We start from the raw sequence: 24672 nt of genomic DNA, 5'->3' as shown, positions 1-24672 counted from the left end.
GGGCGTGCGTCGAACGGTGCTGCCGGCGGCGCCCGAAGGCGCCAGGCCGTTACTGCGCTTGTTTCTGTTGCACCTTGGCGCCATCGCGCAGGGTGTCGGGCGGGTTCACCACCACCGATTCACCTGCGCTCACGCCCTTGAGGATCTGGCGGTCCTTGCCCATCGCCTGGCCGGCCTCGACCGTGCGCTGCTGCACGCGGTTCTCGTCACCCAGCACGAAGGCCACCGAGGCGCCCTCGCGCTGGACCACGGCGCCGCCCGGCACGCGCACACCCTGCGGCTTGGCCGCGGCCTGCGGCTGCGCCTGTTCCAGGAAGCTGACCCGCACGCCCATCTCCGGCACGATGCGCGGGTCTTTCACCTTCAGCGCCACGCGCACCTTCACCGTGGCCTTGCCGCGGTCGGCGGTGGGGATGATGGCGATCACCTCGCCGGGAATCTTCCATTCCGGGTAGGCGTTGAGCGTGGCTTCCACCGGCATCTTGGGCTGCACGCGGCCGATGAAGGCCTCGCCGACCTCGACTTCGATCTCCAGCGAATCCATGTCGACGATGGTGCCGATGCCGGTACGGGTGAAGCCACCGCCGGCCGACAGCGGCGAAACGATTTCGCCCGGCTGCGCCGCCTTGGCGGTGACCACGCCGGAGAACGGTGCGCGCACGATGTTGTTGTCCACGCCCAGGTCGGCGATGGCCAGCTGGTCGTGGGCGACCTTGACGTTGCGCTGTGCGGTATCCAGCTGCGCGCGCAGGCTGTCGCGCTGGGCCACGGCCTGGTCGTACTGCGAGCGCGAGACCAGCTGCTGGCCGACCAGCGCCTGCAGGCGGCTGGCTTCGGCGGCAGCTTGCCGCTGCTGCGCCTCCAACCCGGCGACCTGGCTGCGCGCGGCCTGCAGCTGCGAGGCGTACAGGCTGCGCTGGGCGTCGGCATCGATCGGGTCCAGCGTGGCCATGATCTGGCCCTGCTCCACCCGCATGCCTTCCTCGATCATCACCTCGCGCACCTTGCCGGTGATCTTGGCCGAGACCGTGGCCATGCGACGGGCGACCACGTAACCACTGGCGTCGAGCACCGAACTGCTGGCGCTGCCCTGCTGGATGGCCACGGCGGGGGCGGTTTCCACGTCCACCGCCGGCGCGCGGCCGAACAGGGCGAAGGCCGCAGCGGCCAGCAGCAACACGACCACGATGATCGCGATCCACAGCCAACGGCGGCCACCGCCATTGCTGCCACCACCGGAGGCGGGCGGCGGCTTGCGTTCGATACGGAGTTCCTTCAACAGCTCGGCAGAAGCGTTCATTCGTTCCATCACAGGCGTTCGGGCGGGTGTGGCCGGAAGCGCAGACGGCGGCGGTTCCGGCGGTGGAGCGTGCGGCACAGCATGAAGGCAGGCACAGCGATGACGGCAGTGACAGCTGTCACCCGATGACACTGACGGCAGCAACTGCGAAATGTGACCACGGCGGCACAGGATGGCAACGTCCCCGCTACCGGTACCGCCCATGGATCCGATCGCCCCGTCGCTGGCCCGCCTGCAGCAGGTGCAGGTGCGCTACCGCGACCATACCGCCCTGCATGGCATCGACCTGCAGGTCCGTGCTGGCCAGGTGCTGGCGTTGCTGGGCCGCAACGGTGCCGGCAAGAGTACCGCGATCAGCGTGCTGTTGGGCCTGCGCCGTGTCGACGCCGGCCAGGTCGAGCTGCTCGGCGGCGACCCGCAGCATCGCGCCAGCCGCCTCGGCCTGGGCGTGATGCTGCAGAGCACCAGCCTGCCAGCGATGCTGCAGGTGGATGAACTGGTGGCGCAGGCCAGCGCCTGCTATCCCGACCCGATGCCGTTGCAGGAGGTGCTGCAGCGCGCGGGCCTGCAGGCGCTGGCGCGCCGTCGCTATGGCCAGCTGTCCGGCGGCCAGCAGCGTGCCGTGCAGTTCGCCATCGCCCTGTGTGGCCGCCCACGCGTACTGTTCCTGGACGAGCCCACCACCGGCCTGGACATCCAGGCGCGGCAGGCGATGTGGCAGGCGATCCGGCAGCTGGTGGCCGAAGGCTGCGGTGTGCTGCTGACCACCCATTACCTTGAGGAGGCCGAGGCATTGGCGCAGCAGGTGGTGGTGCTGGAGCAGGGGCGGGTGCTGGCCGATGCGCCATTGAGCGAGCTGCGCCTGACTGATCGGCCGCGCCGCATCCGCTGCCGCAGTGTGCTGCCTGCTGAAGACGTACTGCGGTGGCCGGGCGTGCAGGAGGTACAGCGTGACGGTGAACACCTGCAGCTGCTGGCGAGCCCGGCCGAGCCGGTGGTGGCCCGCCTGCTGGCTGCCGACGCGCAGCTGCGCGAACTGGAAGTACAGGGCGCGGCGCTGGCCGACGCCTTCCTCGACATGACCCGGGAGGCTGCATGAACACCCTGATCCGACCCGCCGGGCAACCGCTGCCTGTGTGGCGGCAGGTACTGCGCCCCTACCGTGCCGAACTGCTGGCCGAACTGCGCCGGGCCTGGCGCACACCGGCGTTCGCAGTGCCCTCGCTGCTGTTCCCGGTGCTGTTCTACCTGCTGTTCGGCGTGCTGCTGGGGCGCGGTCACGCGCCACTGTACCTGCTGGCCACCTACTGCGTGTTTGGTGCGATGGCCCCGGCGCTGTTCGGCTTCGGCGTGCAGCTGGCGCTGGACCGCGAAGGCGGCCTGCTGACCCTCAAGCGCGCGCTGCCGATGCCGACGGCAGCACCGCTGCTGGCACGGCTGGCCATGGCGGTGATGTTCGCGCTGCTGGTGGCCTCGCTGTTGATCGGCGTGGCACACGCGTTCGGTGGCGTGCGGCTGCATGCGCTGCAGGTGCTGCAGCTGCTGGCGGTGGCGGGCCTGGCGGCACTGCCGCTGGGGGCGATCGGCCTGCTGATCGGCAGCCATGCCAGTGCCAGCGCGGCGCCGGCGATGGTCAACCTGGTCTACCTGCCGCTGGCCCTGCTGTCGGGCCTGTGGTTGCCGCTGTCGGCGCTGCCCGCCGTGTTCTCGACGATGGCACCGCTGTGGCCGACCTGGCATCTGGCGCAGCTGGCGTTGCCGGTTGTCGGGCTGCCCTCCGCGGGCAGTCTCGCCAGCCATCTGCTGGTGCTGCTGGTGGTCACGGTAGTGGCGCTGCTGTTGGCACGGCGCCGCCTGCGCCGGATCGGCTGAACTGGCATGATCGGCAGCGATCGTCCCCGCCTGGATCCGCCCGTGCCACCGAGCTGGCTTGCCTCCCTGCTGCGCCCCGCACCGGATTCGGCGGTGGCCGAGCTGCTGCGACGTGGCAAGTCGCCCTGGGGCGGTGCGATCCACCTTCTGTGGTCGGTATGGATCTTCCTCACCCCGGTGCTGGGGAACGGCTTCACCCTGCGCTGGCTGCTGCTGACTCTGGTCAGCTATCCGCTGTTCCTGCTGTTCTACGCCAAGGTGATGCTGGCGCCACGGCACCATGCATGGCGCTATGCGCTGGGCATGATCGTGATGGCCCTGGTACTGCTGCCGTGGTATCCCTCGGGACTGAGCTATTTCGTGTTCGGCTGCGTGATGATCCGCATGAGCGGGCGGGGCGGCTGGTGGCAGTATCTTCTGCAGCTCGCTGGGTTGAACCTTCTGTTCTGCAGCACCGCGCTGTACTTCGGTTATCCGTGGCAGGCCATGGTGTGGATGCCGGCGGTCTCGTTCATCGTCGGGCTGGTGGTGAACGTGGAGGCCCTGAGCCAGCAGCGCGACGTTGCCCTGCAGCTGTCCCAGGACGAGGTGCGGCGGCTGGCAACCACCGCCGAGCGCGAGCGCATCGGCCGCGACCTGCACGACCTGCTCGGCCATACCCTGTCGCTGATCACGTTGAAACTGGAACTGGCGCGCAAGCTGCACGACCGTGGCGATGCGCGCGCGCGGCAGGAGATCGGCGAAGCCGAGGCGATCGCCCGCGAAGCGCTGGCACAGGTGCGCAGTGCGGTGACCGGCATCCGCGCCAGCGACCTCGCTGGCGAGCTGGCATCGGCACGCCTGCTGCTGGAATGCCAGCAGGTACATCTGCAGTACACGACGCCACCTGCCATGCCGGTGGACGTGGAACGTGGCCTGGCACTGGTGCTGCGCGAGGCGGCAACCAACATCGTGCGCCATGCGCAGGCGACCCGGGTGCAGGTGGATTTCACGCTTGAGGAACGACAGTTGGCGATGCAGATACGCGATGACGGCCGTGGCGGCGTGCAGGCCGAGGGCAATGGACTGTGCGGCATGCGTGAGCGGGCCGCAGCACTCGGTGGCCAGTTGACGCTGCAGTCGCCGCGCGGGGCCGGCACAGTGCTGACGGTACGGGTGCCGTTGATGGCCGCGACCACGCCGCTGTCGTCCACGTCGTTGGCGCAGGACGGTGCCGCATGATCCGCATCCTGTTGGCCGAAGACCAGGCGATGGTGCGCGGTGCACTGTCGGCGCTGCTGGGCCTGGAGCCGGATATCGAGGTGCTGGGCAGCGCCGCCGATGGCGAAACCGCGTGGCGGATGCTGCAGCAGCTGCAACCGGACATCCTGGTTACCGACATCGAGATGCCCGGCCTGTCCGGTCTGGAACTGGCGCAGCGCATCGCCCGCCACGAACTGCCGATCAAGGTGGTGATCGTGACCACCTTCGCCCGTGCCGGTTTCCTGCGCCGCGCGCTGGAGGCGGGCGTGCTGGGCTACCTGCTGAAGGACGCACCGGCCGAGAACCTGGCCGACGCGCTGCGCAAGGTGAAGCAGGGCATCCGCGCGATCGACCCGCAGCTGGCACTGGATGCGTGGTCGCAGGCTGATCCACTGACCGACCGTGAGCGCCGCGTGCTGCGGCTGGCGGGCGAGGGCCGCAGCGCGAGCGAGATTGCCGAGCAGTTGGGGTTGTCGCACGGTACGGTGCGCAATTACCTGTCCGAGTGCATCGGCAAGCTGGGCGTGGCCAATCGGATCGAGGCGTATCGGCTGGCGCGGCAGAAGGGGTGGTTGTAGGGGCGGCCTGGCTTTCCTGGTGATGTCGTTTCCGCGACGGCGGAGGGGTGTCACTTTCTTTGCTCGTGCAAAGAAAGTAACCAAAGAAACACGCCGCCAGAGCGCGAGCCGGTGCTACGCACCGGTGCCCTGCGCTTCTCGGGGAATCAGGGGACGGCGCCGAACTCGCTGCGCTCAGAGACCGGCGCCTCTTCGCCCCTGATTTCCCTGCGATGCTCGGCTCGCTCAAGGCGGACCCAACGTCAAAGGCAAAAGCTGCACCCAGTAGATCCACGCCATGCGTGGATGCTCTTGCTGTTGATCTTGACCTTCCAGTCCGCCTTGAGCGAGCCGAGCACCGCAGGTCCGGCGAGGGCGAAGAGGCGCGGGTGTTTGAGCGCAGCGAGTTCCCGCGCCGTCCCTCGACGGGCCGAGGAGCACAGGGCACCGGCGTGCGCAGCACGTCGGCTCGCGGCCGGCGGAGCGTTTCTTTGGTTACTTTCTTTGCGCGCAAAGAAAGTGACACCCCCCCGCGGTCGCGGAAATGACATCACCGGGAACTCCCGGCGAACCCGCTCAATCCTTCCCGCGCGCCATCGCCTGGAACACCCCATCACGCCGAATCCACAGGTGGAACAGCGCCGCACCCACATGCATCAGCACCGTGGCGAACAACACATACGCCAGCAGGCTGTGCGCATTACGCAACGCGGCATACAGCGCTGGGGTATGCGGCACGATCGGCGGCAGGTGCAGGCCGCCCCACAGCACGATCGGGTAGCCGCCGGCCGACAGCATCGCCCAGCCGATCAACGGCATCGCCAGCATCAGCGCGTACAGCATCCAGTGCGAGGCCTTGGCCGCCATCACCTGCCACACCGGAAGATCCGCCGGCAGTGGCGGCGGGCGATGGCGCAGCCGGTTGTACAGGCGCAGCAGCACCAGTACGCCAATGGCGATGCCCAGCGGACGGTGCAGGTCGATCAGCATCGGTCGCAGGTGCAGCGAGGCAACCATGGTCACGCCGACGAACAGCATGGCGATGATCATCAGTGCCATGGACCAGTGCAGCACCCGCGCCAGCAGGTTGAAGTGGCCGTTGCCGGTGCTCATCGCGCGGCCTCCTTCGGTTGCTCGACGTTGCCGGTGGCGCGTTCGCGTTCGCGGCGGTTGAAGGACTGCGAGTACACGGCGGAGCGGGCCGCCAGGATCGGATCGTCACTGCCACGCACGCCACTGGGCAGGATCAGCGGATCGAAATTGATCTGGCCGCACGCGCCCTGTTCCTGCGACTGCATGCGGTCCAGGCTGAGCACGCCGGCCACCACCTGATCACGCGACTCGGGCCACGGTACCGACGGATCATCGATGGCATCGCCGGGCTCGGCCGTGGTCACGACCAGGTTCCAGCGCACCGGGCCGCTGGCCAGGCGCCGCTGCAGTTCCTGGCTGAGGAAATCGACGCTGGCCTTCTTGCGCGTTTCCGCATCCATCTCCACCACCGGCGACTGCGGCTGCCAGTGCCAGCGCACTGCGCGCTTCTGGCCCTGCGCGTTGGTGAACCAGAAGCTGTTGACGCTGTTGAAGGTGGTGTCGGCCCAGCTGCTGGTCCACGGCGCGGTCTTGGCCCACTGCTGGAAGGCCTGTGCACTGGGGTACTTGGCCAGCACCGCGGCCATCTTCTGCGGGTCGGGCTTGCCGGTGGCCGGGTCCGGGATGGAGGCGCGGGTCTGTTCGTAGAACGCCTCGGCGTTGGGCACGGCGAAGAACGGGAAACTGTTCATCGCCATGCGCCATTCCTGGCCATCATCGCTGACCATCTGCACCGCCAGGCTGCGCACGCGCGCGGTGTTGTCGGCGCCATACGGGTCGCCGCCGCCGATCGACAGGCGGCCCATCACCGGCACGCGGCGTTGCGAGAACACCCGTGCACTGGACAGGGTGGGGGCCTGCGCACTGGGTTCGAACCAGCCGTTCACGCAGATGCCCTTGCTGTGCGCGCGGCGGAAGCCGGGATGGGCCGGTCCGGTGGCCTCGATGGTGTCGGTGAAGCGCTGCGCGGTGAGGCGGTCGCCAATCCAGCCGGCCAGCCAGGCAAAGGCCAGCGCGACGCCGCCCAGGATGAGCGCGATCAGTGCGATCCAGAGCAGCGGCGAATGCCCGCGCGGTGCGCCCGCCGTCTGGCCGGCACGGGTGTAGCGGAAGAGCGACATGGTCGGGTTCCTGCCTTCACGGAGCGTGTGGGTGGTCGACCCACACATCCTCGCAGAACCCGGCCGGGGCCGAAATTCAATTTTTCGTCAGATTTGCCGGGGACGGCGTGCCGACCAACGGTCGGCACCCACCCGATCAGCTGTAGCGCTGCTTCAGCATCGCCCACGCCGAACGCAGCGCCAGCGCTTCGCCACCGGCCGGACGGCCCGGGCGTTCGCCGTCGTTCCAGGCGTACACGTCCAGGTGCGCCCAGCGCTGGCCGTCTTCCAGGAAGCGCTCCAGGTACAGCGCGGCCGTCACCGAGCCGGCCATGCGCGAACCGGCGTTGGCCAGGTCGGCGATGCCGCTGCTCAGGTAACGCAGGTAGGGGCGCCACAGCGGCATGCGCCAGACCGGGTCGCGCGTCGCGTCGCCAGCCTGCAGCCACTGCTGGGCCACGCTGTCGTCATTGCTGAAGAGCGCCGGCAGATCCGGGCCCAGAGCGATGCGTGCGGCACCGGTAAGGGTGGCGAAGTCCAGCACCAGGTCCGGCTTCTGCTCACCGGCGAAGGTCAGCGCATCACACAGGATCACGCGGCCTTCGGCATCGGTGTTGTCGATCTCCACGCTCAGGCCCTTGCGGGTGGCGATCACTTCGCCCGGGCGGAAGGCATCCGGGCCGATCGCGTTCTCCACCGCCGGCACCAGCAGGGTCAGGCGCACCGGCAGCCCGCGCGCCATCACCAGGCCGGCCAGGGCCAGTGCATGCGCGGCGCCGCCCATGTCCTTCTTCATGTTGCGCATGCCGTCGGCCGGCTTGATGTCCAGGCCGCCGGTATCGAAGCACACGCCCTTGCCGACCAGCACCAGCGCCGGATCGGTGTCCTTGCCCCAGCGCAGCACGATCAGGCGCGGCGCGCGGTGCGATGCGCGGCCCACGGCGTGGATGGCCGGGAAGTTCTGTTTCAGCAGTTCATCGCCGGTGATCGCTTCGACCTGCGCGCCATGCGCATCGGCCAAGGCGCGCGCGGCGTCTTCCAGCTGCTGCGGGCCCATGTCTTCGGTCGGGGTGTTGACCCAGTCGCGCACGCGCAGGCTGGCGGCGATCAGGTCGGCCACCTCGCCGGACGGTGCCGCCACCAGCTGGGCCGGCGCGCGGTTGCGCTTGCGGTAGCGGTCGAAGCGGTAGCTGCCCAGGCCCCAGCCCAGCTGCAGCAGCGCCAGTTCGGCGGCCGGCAGATCGCTGGCCAGCTGCCACACGCTGCCTTCCGGCAGGGCGTGCGGGGCATGCGCATAGCTGTAGGCATCAGCACGATCACCCACACCCATCACCGCACCGGCCAGGCCATCGGTGCCGGGCAGCAGGGCCACGCTGTGCGCGCCGGCATTGAAGCCCTGCGACGCCAGCCAGGCCTGGGTGGCGGCCGGCTGGCCGTCCTTCCAGGCGGCGAACTGCTCGCGGTCCAGCACGTACAGCGGCAGCGCTGCGGCGGTGTCGGTGGTGAAACCAGTGATCTCGCTCATGCGTCAGGTACTCCGGGGTGCGGCGGCGTCGAGGTTGGCGTCCAACCAGTCGGCCAGGCCGGTGAGGGTGTTGAACTGCAGGTCCGGCTGCAGGTGCGGATGGGTCCAGGTGGCTGATTCGCGATTGATCCAGCACCCGCGCAGGCCGGCAGCGATCGCCCCGGCCACGTCCATCTCGGCATGGTCGCCGACATGCAGTACCTGTGCCGGCACCACACCCAGGCGGGTGCAGGCGGCGTGGAAGATGCTCGCCTCGGGCTTGGCGGCGCCGTGCTCGCGCGCGCCCAGCTGGAAGGCGAAATGATGGGCCAGGCCGATCCGCTCCAGATCGGCATTGCCGTTGCTCAGCGCTGCCACCGGCACCCGCGCGGCAATCCGCGCCAGCGCGTCGATCGCATCGGGGTAGCACTCGACCTGGTTGCGTGCGGCGAAGAACACGTCATACGCCGGTTCCAGCAGCTCCAGGCTGGCGCCGCTGGCCTGCAGGGCTTCGTGCAGGGTCAGCCGGCGCAGCGCGCTCAGGTCGTGGTGGAGGTGCGGATGGGCGTGGTACAGGCGCTCGCGCAGTTCGCGCATTGCCGCCACCGGATACATCTCGGCAGTGGCGGGGCTGTGTTCGCGCATCCACTCGTGCAGGACCAGGTCGATGCGGGCGCCGATCGGAGCGAACGGCCACAGCGTGTCGTCAAGGTCGAGAGTGATGGCTTGGACGGGGAAATTCACCCCGCCATTCTACGCCTGCCCGCGCGGGCTTTCATTCCAGCAGCCGCGCCCAGCCCTGCATGCCGTCCAGTCGCGCCAGCACCAGCTTGATGCAGACCAGCAGCGGCACCGCCAGCAGCAGGCCGATCATGCCCCAGGCCCAGCCGAACACCATCAGCGCCAGGATCAGCACCAGCGGCGACAGCTTCATGCGCCGGCCCAGTACGATCGGGGTCACCATCTGCCCTTCCAGGGTGTGCAGGGCCAGGTAGGCGGCGGCCGGCAGCAGGGCCTGCAGCGGATCGCGGAACTCGACGAAGCCCATCAGCAGCATCAGTGCCACGCCGATCAGCGGCCCCACGTACGGGGCGAAATTCAGCAGCGCAGCCACCGTGCCCCACAGCAGCGCTTCCTGCAGGCCGATGCCGAGCAGCATCAGCACACCGGCGAACACCAGCCCGACCAGGGTGTTGATCACGCTGATGGTCAGCACATACCGCGAGACCTCGCGCTCGATCGAACGCAGGATGGCACTGGTGAAGCGCTGCTGCTGGCGGTTCGGGAACAGGGCGATCGCCGCGCGCTGCAAGCTCTGCCCGTAAATCATGAAGAACAGGGTCAGCAGCACCACCGCCAGCACCGACGCGGCCAGCCGTGGCGCACGGGTCAGCATGCGGTACGGGTCGTCGAGCTGGGCGCGGATCACCTGCACTTTGCGGTTGCTGTCGCCGCCGGCAACGCGGGCGAAGTTCTCCGCGGCCTGGTTGGCCTGCTGCACCGGCTTGGTCAGGTCCTGTACCTGGCGGGCGATCTTGCGCAGCTGCTGCGGTGCTTCCTGCGCCCACTCCATCGACGGTCCGATCAGCTGCACTGCCAGCGAGCCGGTCACGCCCAGGCCGGCACCGAGGATCAGCAGTGCGCCCAGCGCACGCGGAATCCACAGCTTCTGCAGCAGGCGCAGGATCGGATTGCCGACCAGCGCGAAGAACATTGCCAGCAGCACCGGCAGGATGATGTCCTGCGCCGCCCATAGCGTGTAGCCCACCGCCAGGGTCGCCAGCACCACCAGCGACATCGGTCCGCGCGGACGCGACGGTGGCGGCAACGGTGCGTCGGGCTGTTCGGGGCTGGCCGGTGACGGGGACAGGTGGGACTCGCTCATCGACGCACCAACCGGGAAGGGGAGCGCATTATCCGCCGGCCGTGATCGGCGCGGCGGATTCCGTGGATCAACGTTCGGACAGCTCGGTGGCCGCTTCGGCCGGGCGCGGTTCGCGCAGTTCCGGTTCGGGTTCCGGGCGCGGTGCCGGTGCAGGCGGTGCTTCAGCAGCAGCGGCCGCCGCTGACGCCTGTTCGCTGGCCTCGCCGGCTTCTTCGGCCGCGTCGTCGGCGGTGGCGGCCGCCTGCGCCGCCATGGCCGTGGCGAACGCGGCCTGCGCGCTGGCGAACAGGTTCGAGACTGAACCCACCATCTGCAGCCAGCGCGCACCGTTGACCTTGCCCGGTACTTCCAGCTTGCCGGCAATGAAGCCGCCGGCCAGGCCGACCACCACGATGCGCAGCGGTGACCAGCCCTGTCGCCAGACCTGGCTGAGCGTGGACCAGTGGTCCTGGGTCTCGACCAGGCGCACGGTCACCACCTGTTCGCAGCGTTTCACCCGCCGCTGCAGTGCACCGAACTTCATGGCTTGCCCTCTGGCAGCTGCACGTCGGCATCGGGATCGTCTTCGCTGGGCTCGTCGAACAGGCCCAGGCGTGACAGCTGGCGCCGGGTGGCGTGCATGCCGGTGTGGTGGAAGAAGTAGGACACCCGCCAGATCGCATAGCCGGTAACGGCCAGGCTCAGCAGCGAGGTGATCAGCAGCGCCTGCAGCCAGCTCAGGCCCCAGCTCTGCAGCAGGGCGATGAGGGTGGCGGCCATCAGCAGCCAGGCCGAGGCACCGAACACGATCGCCACGCCGGCCCAGGCCAGTGCACGGCCGAACGCACTGCGTGCCAGCGCGAAGTCGGCCGAGGCCAGGCGGCGCAGCGAACGCAGTGAATGCTTGGCCGAATCGGCGGCGGCACGACCGGCCGCGCCGACCTGGCGGATGCTCTCATCCAGCGGCGGGGTGGCCGCCGGATCAGGGGCTTGCGCGTTTTCTTCGCTCACGCCGCGGCTTACTTGTCGCTGCTGCCGCGGGCCAGCTTGGCGATGATCCAGCCGGCAGCGAAGGCGACGCCGAACGAGGCCAGCGGACGCTCGCGGATCAACTCGGCTGCGCTGTCGATCAGGTCCTTGCCCTTGTCCATCAGGGCATCGACCTGCTCCTTGGCGGCGGCACCACCGAACTCGGCGGCGGCCAGGCCGGACAGCGCGCTGTCGGACAGTTCAGCCTTGACGTTGGCCTTGCCGATGCGCAGTTCGTCGGTCGCTGCGCCGGTTGCGCCCTTGATCGCACCGCCGGCGGCCGTGGCGGCCTGCTTCAGGTGGGAACCGGCTTCACCCAGGTGTTCCTTCAGGTTCTCGGTATTGGTGGGGCTCATCGAATCACTCCTGTTGCGATGGGGGAACGGGTGTCGGCGGTGCCGACCTGGACTGACAGCAATAGCATTGCCGCGGTATAGGGGGTGTTACGGCAGGGCGATCAGCGCATCACGAGCTGGCCCTGCTGCTGGCCGTTGTTGCGCAGCACGCGCACCACCAGGGTCGGCGGGCGTTGCTGGAAATTGGCTCGCCAGCTGGCCAGGTCGGCGAATTCACCCACGGTGGCGTCGGTGATGATGTCGCCCTGCTGCAGGCCGTTGGTCGCCGCGCGGCTGCCGCGCTTGACCTCGCTGACCAGCACGCCGCCGACGCCCGACTGCCGCAGCGACTCGGGCAGGTCGACGAAGGTGGCACCGGTCAGCCGGGGGTCCAGGCTCTCACCGGTGACCGCACGCGCCTGTTCCTTCAGCGTTGCCTTGATCTGCAGTGGCTTGCCTTCGCGTCGGACGTCCAGCGCCAGCGGGCTGCCGACCGCCGCCAGGCCTTCCACGTTGTGCAGGGCTTCGGCGCTGTCCACGCGCTGGCCGTTGGCCGAGACCACCACGTCGCCCGGCTTCAGTCCGGCCGCGGCGGCGGCCGATCCGGCCAGCACGCGTGTGATCAGCGCACCCCGCGTTTCGCCCAGGCCCAGCCCCTGCGCGATCTGCGCGGTCAGGTTCTGGCTCTCCACGCCCAGCGTGCCGCGCACCACCACGCCGTGCTTGACCAGCTGGTCGACCACGCTGCGCGCCAGGTTGGACGGAATCGCCAGGCCCAGGCCGATGTTGCCGGCCATGCTGCCCTGCGGGTTGAAGCTGGCGGTATTGATGCCGACCAGCTGGCCCTGCAGGTCGACCAGTGCGCCACCGGAGTTGCCCGGGTTGATCGACGCATCGGTCTGGATGAAGTTCTGGTAGCCCAGGCCACGGATGCCGCTGCGGCCCACCGCCGAGACGATGCCCGAGGTGACCGTCTGGCTGAAGCCGAACGGGTTGCCGATGGCCACCACGAAGTCGCCTACCCGCAGGCGGTCGCTGTTGCCGAGCTTGATGTCGGTCAGGTTCTGCGCCGGGATGCGGATCAGCGCGATGTCGGTATCGCGGTCCGAGCCGAGGAACTCGGCCTTCACCGTGCGCCCGTCGGCCAGTGTCACCTGCACGTCATCGGCGTTCTCGATGACATGGTGGTTGGTCAGCACCAGGCCTTCCTTGGCGTCGATGATCACGCCGGAGCCGAGCGATTCGTTGATGCGCTCCTGCGGGATGTCCGGGAACAGGCGGCGGAAGAACGGGTCGTTGAAGAAGGGGTTGCGCACGCGCACCACCTGCTTGGTGTTGACGCTGACCACTGCCGGCATCGCTTTTTCCAGCATCGGCGCCAGCGATGGCACCGCCTGCCCGGCCACCGCGGCCGGCAACGCCGCCGTGGTCGGCAGTACCGCTGGCAGTGGCGCGGCGTCGGCACGGTTGTCCAGGTGGGCATTGATGCCGGTGGCAACGAAGCCACCGAAGGCGGCGGCGATTGCGAGCGTGAGCAGAGTGGGAAGCGGTCGCATGGGAGTCGGTTCGCTGGCGTGGGTGGGGGCGGTTCGGCCCTACGGTAAAACAGGCTGAATGAGTGTGTCGCGGTCTGGATAAATGCGCCATGAAAATCGCAGGCTGCAAAAGGCCGGCGTGGAGGGGCACCAGGCTGTGGCGACACCCGCACAGGCGAAGCCTGCGCCACCAAAGACGATCGCTTGGCGCGCGGACACCGACGGATACTTGCGCAGTTCCGCGCAGCCGGGTGCCGCAATGCGCCGCAACATGCACCGGATGCCGTATCCGTGCAACCGCACGCAACGGCAATCCCCGACCGCGTGCTTGGCGTGGCGTAGTCCTTAAAAAAAGGGGTTTCCTGCAAACCCGGCGCTCTTGTAGCGGTGCTGCGCTACACCATGGCCGTCGCATCAGATGCGATTGCGGGCGCGTGCCCCGTTCCACGATCGTCAATGTCGGTATAGCATCGCCCCGTTTTGATACTTAAGGCCCCCAGGAGGGCAACATGAGCAACGGTAATGGTGTGTCGGTCGTGACCGACGCCGTCGAGAACGTCAAAGAAACCGCCACCAACGTCGGCGAGACCATCGCCCACGCCGCCGAAGACGCCGTGAAGTCGGTCAAGAAGACCGTCAAGCGCGCCACCAAGGCTGCCGGTACCCGCGTTGCCAAGGCCAAGAAGGCTGTGGCCAAGGTCGAGAAGACCGTTGCCAAGAAGGCCGAGAAGGCCGCCAAGTCGGTCGGCAAGACCGTTGCCAACGCCAAGAAGAAGCTGGAAGCGGCCAAGAAGAATGCCAAGGCCGAAGCCGCTGCCCTGAAGAAGGAAGTGGCCAAGAAGAAGGCCGCTGCAGGCAAGGCTGTGACCAAGAAGGCCGCTGCTGCCAAGAAGACCACCAAGGCCGCCACCAAGGCTGCCGGCAAGAAGGTCGCCACCGTGAAGAAGGCCGCCACCAAGAAGGCTGCCGTCGCGAAGAAGACCGTTGCCAAGAAGGCCGCTGCGGCCAAGAAGGTTGTCGGCAAGAAGGTCGCCACCGCCAAGAAGGCCGTGGCCAAGAAGACCGTCGCCGCCAAGAAGGTCGCTGGCAAGAAGACCGTCGCCGCCAAGAAGGTCGCTGGCAAGAAGGCCGTGGCTGCGAAGAAGGTTGTCGGCAAGAAGGTTGCCGCCACCAAGAAGGTCGCCACCAGGAAGACCGCGGCCACCAAGAAGGTGGTCGGCAAGAAGGCTGCCGTCGCCAAGAAGGCCGTCGGCAAGAAGACCGCCGCTGCCAAGAAGGTTGTCGGCAAGAAGGTTGCCGCCACCCGCAAGACGGTCGCCAAGAAGGCTGCGCCGCTGAAGAAGGTCGCCGCCAAGAAGGCTCCGGCCAAGAAGGCTCCGGCCAAGAAGGCCGTGCGCAAGGCCGCCAAGCGCAAGTAATCGCGCCGTGACCGAAGGCCCTGCCACCCACCGGGTGGTGGGGCCTTTTGCGTTTATGGGGCGCGGTCTGGGGCAAGATGCAGGTTCTTCCTGCAGGAGCCCTGACCATGCGTGGTATCGACTTCAGTTCCTGGCAGGGCGTGCTGTCCACGTTGGCCGGCCTGGTTTTGATCACCCTGCTGGGCGTGGGCATCCGCCTGCTGGTGATGCAGACCCTGCAGCAGCGCCGCGAGCGCGAGAACCGGCAGATCAACGAACGGCTGCGCACGCTGATGGCGGCCTACAAGACGCTGGGGGGTTCGTTCACTGGAGAACTGGGCGTGGATCCCAGCCATCGCCGTGACCTGCGCCAGCGCGAAGATGCCGAAGGCATCGCCGAGCCGCGCTCGGATCGCGCGCGCCGCATCCGCGATGCAGTCGAGGCCGCGCTGTCGGACATCCTGCTGCTGGGCACCGACGAACAGGTTCGGCTGGCCGCGCGTGCGGCCAACGAACTCGCACAGGGGCGGCCGATACACATTCACGACCTGGTGGTCTCGCTGCGCGATTTCGTGCGCGCAGCATTGGACCTCGCGCCGATCCCGTCCGACCTGCACATTCCACCGCAGGGGCCGACCCGGCCCGGTGCCAGCGGCGGCGGCAAGGGCCGCAACGATGGCGATGCCAAGGGCGCCCGCAGTGGTGGAGGTGGCGGCGGCGGAACGGGTGCCGGCATGGGTGGCATGGGCCTGGGTGCCGGCGCCGCACTGGGCGCCGGCCATGCCGCTGCCGGCGATGAAACGGACGCGCGCTGAGCACGTCCGCCGGCGGGTTCAGCGCGTCAGTTCGTAGATCGGCACGAAGCCGCCGTAGATCATCCGCGCGCCGTCGAACGGCATCGGATTCTTCGCCGGATCGAACCGCGGGTCTTCCATCATTTTCTTCATCCCGGCATCGCGGGTCGGCTTGTCCGGCCATTCGATCCAGGAAAACACCACCGTCTCATCCGGCGTGGCTTTCACCGCGCCGAAGAAGTCGGTGGTCTTGCCGTGCGGTACGTCGTCACCCCAGCATTCGACCACGCGCAGCGCGCCGTACTCGACGAAAACGGGATCACCCGTGCGTGCGTGGGCGAGGAACTTCTCCTTGTTGGCGGTGGGCACCGCCAGGACGAAACCATCGATGTAGCTCATTGCCTGCCTCCGGATGGACCGTGCCGCATGCACGGCCTTCAAGTACCCGACGAACCAGGGCACCCTGGTTCGACATCCTGTGTACGCCTGTTCAGCCCGGGCCGCCGGGCAGCGGTGCCAGCACCGTATCCGGCGGCTCCCGGCCGGCCAGGTGACGCACGAAGTAGTCCCACATGCGGTGCGTGTAGGTGGCGTCGTTGCGGAACAGCTCGTGGTCCTGCCGGGCCAGGTACAGCAGGTCGTAGCGGCGCTGGGCCGTGTTCAGGGCCGCAGCCAGCTGCAGGGTCAGTGCCGGCGGTGCGTTCTCGTCCAGTTCGCCGTAAACCAGCAGCAGATGCCCGCGCAGGTTGCCGGCCAGCGCTGCATTGTCGAGCCCGGCAAAGGGTGGCGGCACGCCATCGGCCATCGCCGCAGCTGGCAACACGCCACCGAACAGCCGGTCCATGCCGTGCAGTGTGCCGCCGTACATGCCCTGGAAGTTGTGGCTGCCAGCCGAAGCCACGCCGACCCTGTAGAACGCCGGATAGCGCAGCAGGGCGCGTGCTGCACTGTAGCCGCCGAACGAATGCCCATAGATGCCCACCCGCTGCAGATCGATGCCCCGGTAGCGTTCGCCCAGCTGGCGCAGTGCAGCCACATGGTCATCCAGCTGCACATCGGCGGCGTGCAGGAAGCTGCTGTCATGGAACGCCTTGTCGCGGCCGCCGGTGCCGCGCGCATCGATGCTGACCACCACGAAGCCCAGTTCGGCCAGGCTGGCGCGCGAGACGGGATTCAACGCCGATACGGCTTCGGCATAGGTCACCGGCGCATTGCTGATGAAGGCACCGCCGTACATCGCATCGATCACCGGGAAGCTGCCGTCATCGCGATAGTCGCGGGGCAGGTAGACGGTGGCGAAGATCGGCGTGCGCCCGTCGGCAGCCAGCAGCCGTTCGCGCCGTGGTGGGCGCCAGCCGGCAGCAACGATCGCGCTGTCATCGGCTGTTTCCAGCACCATCACTTCACGGCCGTCATCGCTGGCCCGCAGCACGGTGCGTGGTAGCTGGTCGAGACGGGAAACGGTATCCACCAGATAGCCACCGCCAGGCGACAGTGCCTGGGGAGCGCGCCCGCCGAACAGCGCGCCGGTACCGGCATCGGCCAGGTGGTCATTGCCTTCGGCGGCCAGGCGCTGGACCGGCCCGCCCTGCAGCGAGACCCGGTACAGGCCGCGCACGTAGGGATCGCCCCCCTCGACACCCCCGGCGCTGAAGTACACCCAGCCGCGCGCAGCGTCCACGCCCAACAGGTCACGCGCGGCCCAGCGGCCACGCGTCAGCTGGCGCAGCACCTTGCCGTCGGACAGGCGCACCCGGTACAGATGGCCCCAGCCATCGCGCTGCGAGAACCACACGGCCGTGTCCTGCCCAGGCAGGATCGCCACCGCCGGCCGGTTGTACGAGTACACGTTGAGCTGCAAGCGGGTATCGCTGGCCTCCTCCAGCACGGTGCGCAGTGCACCGCTGCCGGCCTCGATCTCCACCAGGCGCAGGCGCCGTGGCGCTGCGAAGTGCGCGATCACGGCATACAGGCGGCCACCGTCCCAGCCCAGGATGCCGGCTTCGCTCAGGGTGTTCCAGCCCTCGGGCAGCGCGATGTCATGCTGCCTGCCGCTGCGGGTATCGACCACATACAGGCTGTCGCGTACCTGTTGTGCATCGCCAAGCACTCCCAGCTTCACTGTATGCACGCGCGGGCGCGCGCTGTTGGCCGGCGTGCTTTCCAGATAGGGGTAGTCCTGCAGCGCACGTTCGTCGTAGCGGATGCCGGCCACGTAGCGGCCGTCCGGTGACCAGCCGACCGCGAACGGCCGCGCCGGCATCCGGCCCTGGCGGCGTGGAATGCCACGCAGGGTGAAGTCCGGCAGTACGCCATAACCCTGGCCGGGTTCACCGCCGGTGGTCAGCGCTCGTGCTGCCATTCCGGGCGACTGCAGCCACAGATTGTGGTCGCGCACCTGCAGCCAGGCATCGCCAGCGGGCGCAGGCAGCGCATCTGCCGGCGGCATTGCATCCTGCGACCGCACGCAGTGCCAGCGTGGCCATTGGCAGTCGATCGGCATCTCACCGCTGAAACGCAGGCGCAGGCCATCACCCATCACCTGCACGCTGGCCAGGCGCAGGCGTGGTCCGCTGGCTCCGAAGGGCGCAACCGCAGTGTCCAGTGCGTCTGGCTCGAACAGGATCTGCCGGGTGGCCTGCGCTGGATCGACCAGGACCGCTTGGCGTCGGCCCTGCGCATCTTCGCGCTCGTACCAGAAGCGGCCATCGGCCAACCAGTTCGGCATGATCGAAGCATTGCGCAGTGCACCGCGCAGATGACTGTCGTGCACGCGTTCGGCGCGCTGGTAGTCGGAGGGTTGCAGCGGCTGCGCCGATGCGATGGAAATCACGCCGGCGAAGGCCAGGATGGCGGCGCAGAACGGCAACCGCAGCGGGGCAGGCACGTACAAGGCAACCTCCTTTTGCAATCGTCGGCGGGATTCAGATGCACGCGCGCCGCGCGCGTATGCCAGACGAAGCCTGAATCAAGGCAAAAAATTCAGCAATGCGAAGACTGCTGTTTTCAGGGAGCGTTGTGGCGAATAACGGAGAATTTACATTCCCGATGCGATGGCGCCTTGGCGCTGCTGCACACCATAAGAAAGTAAAGGTGTACCCCCATGAAGAATTCGCTGATTGCTCTGGCCCTGGCCGCTGCCCTGCCGTTCACCGCCTCGGCTGCTGAGAACCTGTCCTACAACTACGCCGAAGCCGACTACGCCAAGACCGACGTCGATGGCATCAAGGCGGATGGCTGGGGCGTGAAGGGTTCCTACGGCTTCCTGCCGAACTTCCACGCCTTCGGCGAATACAGCCGCCAGGAAATCGACCACACCAACCTGAAGGTTGACCAGTGGAAGATCGGTGCCGGCTACAACGTTGAAATCGCTCCGAGCACCGACTTCGTTGCCCGCGTTGCCTACCAGAAGTTCGACCCGAAGCACGGTCTGGACTTCAACGGCTACAGCGCTGAAGCCGGTATCCGCACTGCCTTCGGCGCCCACGCCGAGGTCTACGGCATGGTCGGCTACGAAGACTACGCCAAGAAGCACGGCGTCAATCCGGATGGCGAGTGGTACGGCCGCCTGGGTGGTCAGGTCAAGCTGAACCAGAACTGGGGCCTGAACGGCGAGCTGAAGATGAACCGCCACGGCGACAAGGAATACACCGTCGGCCCGCGCTTCAGCTGGTAATTGCCCACTCGGCGCGATTCCCGCGCTGGAGAAGCTTCAACAGGCCCGGCATTTGCCGGGCCTGTTGCGTTTGCGGCGTGGCGAACCGGAACGCTGTCTGACTGACCGGGTTGGCGGGCCGGCCATTGCAAGGAATTGGATTCCGCCGCTGCGGGCACCGACCTACGGTGGATGCCCCATGTTGCCTGGACAGGCCGCGATGCCACCGACCCTCCCGCCCCTGCTGCCTGATCGGCCACGACGCTTGGCATTGCTGGACCCGCACCCGGTGCTGCGGTTGGGGGTGGAAGTGCTGCTGCGCCAGCACAGTGGCGTGCAGGTCCGGGTGAGCCTGTCCAGCGAGGCCCATCTGCTGCAGCTGCTGGAGCGCAGCCCGGCATGCGTCGACCTGCTGCTGATCGATGCGTTGCCGATGGGCGACCTGGGCGATGGATTGGCCCTGTTGCGCGTGCTGTCGCAGCGCTGGCCGGCGCTGCCGGTGCTGGTGCTCTCGGCGCACTGCAATGCCAGCACGGTGGCCACTGCGATGCGTGCTGGTGCGCGCGGCTTCCTGTCCAAATCGACGCCACCGGACCTGTTGCTGCGTGCCATTGACGTGGTCGCCCGGGGAGGCCGCTTCGTGCCACCGGAACTGCGCGCGGAACTGAATCTGCCACGCACCCGTGCACGCAGGATGCCGGCCCCGGCACTGGCGCCGCTGAGCCAGCGCGAACGTGAAGTGCTCGGGCTGGTGCTGAAAGGGATCAGCACCAGCGAAATGGCCCTGCGATCGGGGCGCTCGGCCAGCACGATCAGCTCGCAGAAGACGTCGGCCTACCGCAAGCTCGGCATCCGCGGTGACGGCGACCTGTTCCGCTTCCGGCACCTGCTGGAGTGCGGATGAGCGGTCTTACTCACCTTGGTACTGCTTCTCTTCCACCAGTGCCGAACCGGCCACGCGGTTGATCTCGTTCTTCACCTGCACGCGCTCGCCGTTGGTGCCGTAGACGCCGCGTGCCAACTGGATGAACGCATCGTCGAACGCCTGGGCCGCTTCCTTGTCGCGCAGCTGGTCCTGGATGTCCCACATGCGCTCGTTGATCGCTTTCAGCTGCTGCTGCAGTGCGGCCAGCGCCGGCTGTGCCTGCAGCTGCTGCTGCAACAGGGGCAGCAGGCCATCCAGCTCGGTGCGCACGTTGGCCAGCTTGGCGGCATCGTCGATGCGCTCTGCCTTGATCTGGAGAATGGTGATCTTGTCGATCAGCTCGCCGATCGATACCGGGGTCAGGATGGCGTCCACGCGGTTGGTTCCTGGAAACAGGGCGTCATGATACCGCGCCGCTGGCGCGTGGCCCCGATCCCAAGGGATTTACGCCGAATTTGCGCCGCAGGCCGGGCCGCACCCTCGATCCGTTACGGCCACGCACTGGACACTGCCGTCCCGGCGGCGTGGCCGCTTTCGACGAGGAACACAGTGCAGTGAACAGCAAGGGGATGATGGCGGCGGTGGTGGCCGCCCTGGCAGGCCTGCTCGGCATCGGCAGCGCGCAGGCACAGGTGAAGGTCAGTGGCAGCGCAGCACTGACCAGTGATTACGTGTGGCGCGGCAGCTCGCAGAGCGATGGCGACCCGGCGGTGCAGGCCGGCGCGAAGGTCTCGATCCCATCGGGCTGGTACGCCAGCGTGTGGGGGTCCAACGTCTCGTTCAAACCGGACAATGGCGCTCGCAGCGAATTCGACCTGGTGGCGGGCTGGTCCGGCGCGCTGGCACCGGACTGGACGCTGGATGCGAACCTGACCCGCTATGTGTACCCGGGCACCGGCCGCGCGCTGGACTGGACCGAACTCAACACCACGCTGACCTGGAAGGAGCGTGCCTGGCTGCAGGTCGCGCATTCCAATGATGCGTTGGCCGGTGGCCATCGCGGAACCTATGCCCAACTGGGCGTGCGTGTGCCGCTGCACGAACGCGTGCGCCTGGAAGCAGCGGTGGGGCAGTACTGGCTGGCCACCACACAGGGCCCGGACTACCTGCATGGCCAGCTCAGTGCCATTGCCACGCTGGCTCCGGCATGGGAGCTGCGCGCCACCGTGCATGACACCGACAGTGCTGCCAAGCGCCTGTTCCCCGGCAACGCCGGCGGGCGATGGGAACTGGCGCTGCAGGGCAGTTTCTAGTTCAACGATGCCGCCTGGCGCGCACGCAGCGCGCCGGGCAACCACAGCAGCAGGGCAAGCACGGCCACCGCGGCACCGGCCACGCAGATGCCGGTCCAGCCGAAGCGCTGGTAGACCTGCGCCGACAGCAGCGAGCCCAGCGAGCCGCCGATGAAATAACCGGTCATGTAACCGGCATTGAGGCGGTTGCGTGCCGCAGGCTGCAGCGCATAGATCAGGTTCTGGTTGCTGACGTGCAGCAGCTGCGCGGCCAGGTCCAGCACCACCACGCCAACCAGCAACGCCAGCAGCGAGTGGGCCGACAACCCCAGTGGCAGCCACGACAGCAGCAACAGCACCAGCGCGATGGCGGTCGCACGACCGGTCTGGCCACGGTCGGACATGCGGCCGGCCAGGCCCGCGGCCAGCGTGCCGGCGGCACCGACCAGCCCGAACAGGCCGATGGTGGCATCGCTGTAGGCGTAAGGCGGCTGCGCCAGCAGGAACGCAAGCGGAGTCCAGAAGATCGCGAACATGGCGAAGCTGCAGGCACCCAGCAGGGTGCGCTGGCGCAACACCGGCTCCTGCACGAACAGCACGCCGATCGAGCGCAGCAATGCGAAATAGCCGAGGCCGGCGCTGTGATGGAATCGCGGCAGCCCGCGCTGCAATGCCAGTGCGGTCAGCACCAGGGTGCCGGCGGCGATCGCATACACCAGGCGCCAGTCGCCCAGGCTGGAAAGCAGGCCGGCCACGGTACGCGCCAGCAGGATGCCCAGCAGCAGGCCACTCATCAACGTGCCGACCACGCGGCCACGATGTTCCGGCGCGGCCAGCGTGGCCGCAAACGGAACCAGTACCTGTGCCACCACCGAGAACAGGCCGGTGATCGCGGTGCCCACCAGCAACCATGTCAAGGACGGCGCACAGGCACTGATCACCAGCCCACCCGCCGACAGCAGGCTCATCACCACGATCAGGCGGCGGCGTTCGAACAGGTCACCCAGCGGCACCAGCAGGATCAGTCCAGCGGCATAGCTCAGCTGCGCAGCGGTGACCACCATGCCGACCTGGCCGAACGGCACGCCGAAGGCATCTGCGATGGTGTGCAGCAGCGGTTGCGCATAGTAGTTGCTGGCCACGGCCACGCCGGTGGCGACCGACATCAGCAGCACCTGCCAGCGGTGCAGAGGGGGGAGGGACGGGCTCACGCGGTGTTCCAGGAAGCGGGGTGCACAGTGTCCGCCTGCTGCGATCATGATGGAAATGAATCATCATCATCCCTGTCATCTGAAAATGAGATGGTTGCGTGAATCTCAAGCAGCTCGAATTCGCCGTGGCGCTGGCCGAAGAGGGCAATTTCACCCGTGCCGCCGAGCGCTGCCACGTGGTGCAGTCCGCGCTCAGTCACCAGATCGCCCATCTTGAACAGGAACTGGGCACAACGCTGTTCGAGCGCCTGCCACGCCAGGTGCGGGCCACCGCCGCCGGCGAGGCGCTGCTGGTGCACGCACGCCAGGTGCTGGCCAGCCTGCGCCATCTGCGCGCCGACGTGGCTGCCGTCAGTGGCGAGGTGCGCGGGTTGCTGGCCATCGGGCAGATCTCTTCGCTGACCGGCATCGACGTCGTGGCGATGCTGGCGGCCTTCCAGCAGGTGCACCCGCAGGTGGAGTTCCAGTTGCGGGTGGACAAGAGCGAGGACCTGATCGCGCAGGTGCAGTCACGTGCGCTGGACGTGGCGCTGGTCGGTCTGGCGCCGTCGGCAGCGCTGGACGGGGTCTGTCACCGCATGCTGCAGGAGGAGGATCTGGTGGCGGTGCTGGCGCCATCGCACCCGCTGGCCGGGTGCAAACGGTTGCCCTTGACCGCGCTGCAGGATGAAGCGCTGGTCGACTTCCCGCGTGGTACCGGTGCGCGCCGGCAGACCGACGATGCCTTCGCCGTCGCGGGGCTGCCACACACGGTGCGTTTCGAGGTCAACCTGATGGAACTGGTCGAGCGCTTCGTCCGCCATGGGCTGGCGGTTGGCATCGTGCCGGCGTTGATCGCCGACGGGTTCCAGGGGGTGGTGCAGATTCCGTTGCAGCCGGCCCCGACCCGACGCGTGCACCTGGTCTGGCAGCGGCTGCCGACACCGGCGGCGCGGGCCTTCGTCGAGGCCGTGCTCAGCCGCGCAGGCGCAGGCTCAGGCCCTTGAGGAAATTGCGCAGCATCTGGTCCAGGCAACGCCGGTAATTGGCATGGCCGGGCTGGCGGAACAGCGCGCCGACTTCCGACTTGGACACGTTGAAGCCGGCGCTGGCGAAGATCTCCATCAGATCGACGTCGCGCAGCTGGAACGCCACGCGCAGCTTCTTCAGCACCAGGTTGTTGTCGATGCGGGTTTCCACCGCACGCTGCGGCTGGCTCTCATCGCGACCGCGCAGGTGCACGATCAGGCCATCGAGGAAGTGCGCCAGCGCGCTGTCGCTCATCGCCTCGAAACCGGCTTCGTCCTCGCGGCGCAGCCAGGCCTTCACCTGCTCGGGATCCACGGCGAAGGCCGGGTCGGCCATCTGGCACAGGGTTACCACGTGGTGGTCGCCCAGGTCCAGGGAATAGCGCACGCTGCGCAGGACATCGTTGTTGATCATGGCCCATTGTACCGGCCTGGCGCTTGTCACCGGACTGTCATCGTATTGCAGCATCGTGAGCGCTCTCCTGCAGAGATCTTTGCCGATGCGCCGGTACCTCCTCGCCACCCTGCTTGCTACCAGCAGCTTCGCCTCCAACGCACTGGACCGCTTCGTGCCGGTCGAACAACGGCTGAGTGCGGCCCAGCTGGCCGAAGTTGGGCTCAGTGCGGCTCAGTTGCAGGCCCTGAACCGCGTGCTGCGCGATGCCGAGGGGCGCCACCCGGTGCCAGTCACTGCGGTTGCGGGCGCGCCGGTACCGGCCAACGTTCCCGCCCCGGCGGCGATGCACCTGGGCCTGGATGAGGGGCCGGTCAGCGCCCGTGTGGTCGGAGACGTCGCGGGCTGGGAACCGGGTACGGTGTTCACCCTGGACAACGGCCAGCAGTGGCAGGTGATGAAGGGCCAGATGACATTGCGCAAGACCCTGCAGGCACCGCAGATCGAAGTGATTCCGGGTATCGCGGGGCGCTGGTTCCTGCAGGTGGATGAAGACCTGCCCAAGGCAAGGGTGTTCCGCCTGCGTTGAACCTCGCCGGCGCAGACCGCGGCCTGATGCGGCAACGC

General features: G+C 68.0%; 26 protein-coding genes. 11 read left to right on the top strand and 15 right to left on the bottom strand.

Going from position 1 to position 24672, the window contains the following annotated elements:
- Positions 1–49: 49 nt before the first annotated feature.
- A complete protein-coding gene (locus tag V3B30_RS12175; RefSeq protein WP_100474911.1) occupies positions 50–1300 on the bottom strand; it encodes an efflux RND transporter periplasmic adaptor subunit in 1251 nt (416 codons plus the stop codon).
- Between the two features lie 202 nt (positions 1301–1502).
- On the opposite strand from V3B30_RS12175, the gene V3B30_RS12170 reads away from it, so the two are divergent.
- The 4 genes from V3B30_RS12170 to V3B30_RS12155 are packed head-to-tail and all read left to right on the top strand — an operon-like array spanning position 1503 to position 4992.
- Complete coding sequence (locus tag V3B30_RS12170; protein WP_262083981.1) at positions 1503–2399, top strand: ABC transporter ATP-binding protein; 897 nt, start codon at positions 1503–1505, stop codon at positions 2397–2399.
- Positions 2396–3172, top strand: coding sequence for an ABC transporter permease (locus V3B30_RS12165; RefSeq protein ID WP_262083980.1), 777 nt, complete (start codon positions 2396–2398; stop codon positions 3170–3172). The genes V3B30_RS12170 and V3B30_RS12165 overlap by 4 nt, the downstream gene beginning before the upstream one ends.
- Before the next feature lie 6 nt (positions 3173–3178).
- A complete protein-coding gene (locus V3B30_RS12160) occupies positions 3179–4393 on the top strand; it encodes a sensor histidine kinase (protein WP_100474908.1) in 1215 nt (404 codons plus the stop codon).
- Entirely contained in the window at positions 4390–4992 is a 603-nt protein-coding gene (locus V3B30_RS12155) for a response regulator transcription factor (RefSeq protein ID WP_100474907.1), read from the top strand. The genes V3B30_RS12160 and V3B30_RS12155 overlap by 4 nt, the downstream gene beginning before the upstream one ends.
- A 555-nt stretch (positions 4993–5547) precedes the next feature.
- Here V3B30_RS12155 and V3B30_RS12150 read toward each other — a convergent pair.
- The 9 genes from V3B30_RS12150 to V3B30_RS12110 all read right to left on the bottom strand — a co-directional run bounded on the left by V3B30_RS12150 (position 5548) and on the right by V3B30_RS12110 (position 13451).
- Complete coding sequence (locus tag V3B30_RS12150; RefSeq protein ID WP_100474906.1) at positions 5548–6084, bottom strand: cytochrome b; 537 nt, start codon at positions 6082–6084, stop codon at positions 5548–5550.
- Positions 6081–7184: a catalase family peroxidase gene (locus V3B30_RS12145; RefSeq protein ID WP_100474905.1), complete on the bottom strand. Its 1104-nt coding sequence runs from the start codon at positions 7182–7184 to the stop codon at positions 6081–6083. The genes V3B30_RS12150 and V3B30_RS12145 overlap by 4 nt, the downstream gene beginning before the upstream one ends.
- 136 nt (positions 7185–7320) lie before the next feature.
- Positions 7321–8688, bottom strand: coding sequence for a M17 family metallopeptidase (locus tag V3B30_RS12140; RefSeq protein ID WP_262083979.1), 1368 nt, complete (start codon positions 8686–8688; stop codon positions 7321–7323).
- A 3-nt stretch (positions 8689–8691) separates the two neighbouring features.
- Entirely contained in the window at positions 8692–9411 is a 720-nt protein-coding gene (locus V3B30_RS12135; protein WP_262083978.1) for an HAD-IA family hydrolase, read from the bottom strand.
- Between the two features lie 31 nt (positions 9412–9442).
- Entirely contained in the window at positions 9443–10552 is a 1110-nt protein-coding gene (locus V3B30_RS12130) for an AI-2E family transporter (protein WP_262083977.1), read from the bottom strand.
- Positions 10553–10619: 67 nt separating this feature from the next.
- Positions 10620–11075, bottom strand: coding sequence for a protein sip-5 (locus V3B30_RS12125; RefSeq protein WP_262083976.1), 456 nt, complete (start codon positions 11073–11075; stop codon positions 10620–10622).
- On the bottom strand, positions 11072–11542 hold the full coding sequence (locus V3B30_RS12120) for a phage holin family protein (protein WP_262083975.1): 471 nt from the start codon (positions 11540–11542) through the stop codon (positions 11072–11074). The genes V3B30_RS12125 and V3B30_RS12120 overlap by 4 nt, the downstream gene beginning before the upstream one ends.
- Positions 11543–11550: 8 nt before the next feature.
- Positions 11551–11916, bottom strand: a complete 366-nt coding sequence (locus V3B30_RS12115; RefSeq protein ID WP_004153835.1) for a hypothetical protein — start codon at positions 11914–11916, stop codon at positions 11551–11553.
- Between the two features lie 101 nt (positions 11917–12017).
- On the bottom strand, positions 12018–13451 hold the full coding sequence (locus V3B30_RS12110; RefSeq protein WP_262083974.1) for a Do family serine endopeptidase: 1434 nt from the start codon (positions 13449–13451) through the stop codon (positions 12018–12020).
- A gap of 488 nt (positions 13452–13939) precedes the next feature.
- On the opposite strand from V3B30_RS12110, the gene V3B30_RS12105 reads away from it, so the two are divergent.
- Together V3B30_RS12105 and V3B30_RS12100 are read left to right on the top strand one after the other, a co-directional pair.
- Positions 13940–14848 (top strand): histone, encoded by a 909-nt coding sequence (locus V3B30_RS12105; RefSeq protein WP_262083973.1) that lies wholly within the window; start codon positions 13940–13942, stop codon positions 14846–14848.
- 107 nt (positions 14849–14955) lie between these two features.
- On the top strand, positions 14956–15642 hold the full coding sequence (locus V3B30_RS12100; RefSeq protein ID WP_262083972.1) for a hypothetical protein: 687 nt from the start codon (positions 14956–14958) through the stop codon (positions 15640–15642).
- Between the two features lie 18 nt (positions 15643–15660).
- On the opposite strand, the gene V3B30_RS12095 is transcribed toward V3B30_RS12100, so the two are convergent.
- Both V3B30_RS12095 and V3B30_RS12090 read right to left on the bottom strand, forming a co-directional pair.
- Entirely contained in the window at positions 15661–16020 is a 360-nt protein-coding gene (locus V3B30_RS12095) for a DUF1428 domain-containing protein (RefSeq protein WP_100474897.1), read from the bottom strand.
- Between the two features lie 91 nt (positions 16021–16111).
- The gene (locus tag V3B30_RS12090) at positions 16112–18514 is read right to left on the bottom strand and encodes a S9 family peptidase (RefSeq protein WP_262083971.1); all 2403 of its coding nucleotides are present in this window, start codon (positions 18512–18514) and stop codon (positions 16112–16114) included.
- Between the two features lie 210 nt (positions 18515–18724).
- Between V3B30_RS12090 and V3B30_RS12085 the strand changes: the two genes are divergently transcribed.
- Positions 18725–19297 (top strand): Ax21 family protein, encoded by a 573-nt coding sequence (locus V3B30_RS12085; RefSeq protein ID WP_100474895.1) that lies wholly within the window; start codon positions 18725–18727, stop codon positions 19295–19297.
- 199 nt (positions 19298–19496) lie between these two features.
- Positions 19497–20180: a response regulator transcription factor gene (locus tag V3B30_RS12080; RefSeq protein WP_202908136.1), complete on the top strand. Its 684-nt coding sequence runs from the start codon at positions 19497–19499 to the stop codon at positions 20178–20180.
- Between the two features lie 6 nt (positions 20181–20186).
- Here V3B30_RS12080 and V3B30_RS12075 read toward each other — a convergent pair whose 3' ends face one another.
- The gene (locus tag V3B30_RS12075; RefSeq protein WP_100474893.1) at positions 20187–20576 is read right to left on the bottom strand and encodes a DUF6165 family protein; all 390 of its coding nucleotides are present in this window, start codon (positions 20574–20576) and stop codon (positions 20187–20189) included.
- A gap of 179 nt (positions 20577–20755) precedes the next feature.
- On the opposite strand from V3B30_RS12075, the gene V3B30_RS12070 reads away from it, so the two are divergent.
- A complete protein-coding gene (locus V3B30_RS12070) occupies positions 20756–21454 on the top strand; it encodes a TorF family putative porin (protein ID WP_100475283.1) in 699 nt (232 codons plus the stop codon).
- Here V3B30_RS12070 and V3B30_RS12065 read toward each other — a convergent pair.
- Positions 21451–22692, bottom strand: coding sequence for an MFS transporter (locus tag V3B30_RS12065; protein WP_100474892.1), 1242 nt, complete (start codon positions 22690–22692; stop codon positions 21451–21453). The two genes, V3B30_RS12070 and V3B30_RS12065, sit on opposite strands and share 4 nt — an antisense overlap.
- A gap of 50 nt (positions 22693–22742) precedes the next feature.
- On the opposite strand from V3B30_RS12065, the gene V3B30_RS12060 reads away from it, so the two are divergent.
- Entirely contained in the window at positions 22743–23630 is an 888-nt protein-coding gene (locus V3B30_RS12060) for a LysR family transcriptional regulator (protein WP_100474891.1), read from the top strand.
- Here V3B30_RS12060 and V3B30_RS12055 read toward each other — a convergent pair.
- A complete protein-coding gene (locus V3B30_RS12055) occupies positions 23599–24066 on the bottom strand; it encodes a DUF1456 family protein (protein ID WP_100475282.1) in 468 nt (155 codons plus the stop codon). The genes V3B30_RS12060 and V3B30_RS12055 overlap by 32 nt on opposite strands.
- An 85-nt stretch (positions 24067–24151) precedes the next feature.
- Between V3B30_RS12055 and V3B30_RS12050 the strand changes: the two genes are divergently transcribed.
- Positions 24152–24634: a hypothetical protein gene (locus V3B30_RS12050; protein ID WP_100474890.1), complete on the top strand. Its 483-nt coding sequence runs from the start codon at positions 24152–24154 to the stop codon at positions 24632–24634.
- The last annotated feature ends 38 nt before the right edge of the window (positions 24635–24672 follow it).

Source organism: Stenotrophomonas sp. SMYL41, from assembly GCF_036319965.1.
Classification (GTDB): domain Bacteria; phylum Pseudomonadota; class Gammaproteobacteria; order Xanthomonadales; family Xanthomonadaceae; genus Stenotrophomonas; species Stenotrophomonas maltophilia_R.
This window is presented reverse-complemented; position numbering and strand designations above follow the sequence as displayed.